Origin of the sequence: Anaerococcus lactolyticus ATCC 51172 (assembly GCF_000156575.1) — a bacterium.
Lineage (GTDB): Bacteria > Bacillota > Clostridia > Tissierellales > Peptoniphilaceae > Anaerococcus > Anaerococcus lactolyticus.
Genome location: NZ_GG666212.1, coordinates 1 through 229 on the forward strand (window position 1 = coordinate 1; position 229 = coordinate 229).

At 38.0% G+C, this 229-nt stretch carries 1 protein-coding gene; it reads right to left on the minus strand.

All coding sequences use genetic code 11. The features are described from left to right. Positions 1 to 45 precede the first annotated feature (45 nt). Positions 46 to 229, minus strand: a 184-nt coding sequence (locus HMPREF0072_RS12380; RefSeq protein WP_211204261.1) for a hypothetical protein, incomplete at its 5' end; no start/stop codon positions are given.

A 229-nucleotide genomic window follows, 5' to 3' on the forward strand; every position in this document is an offset into this window, starting at 1 on the left:
CCCAACCAAAAGGCAGTAAAGATTGTAATCAATGCATCAAGTCAATCATGATGGCACAGTTTCTTTTTGATATGCAACTGACGTGTTTGATGCATATATATTCATTTGTTCCCTCCTTAGGTTTTTGATTTCCAACTTTAACCAATCTTTCATCATGGCTAAAGAATACAAGCATGAGGACAGCATATCTGTCGAGCAGATGGTATCGGAGATCAAGCCATATGGAACT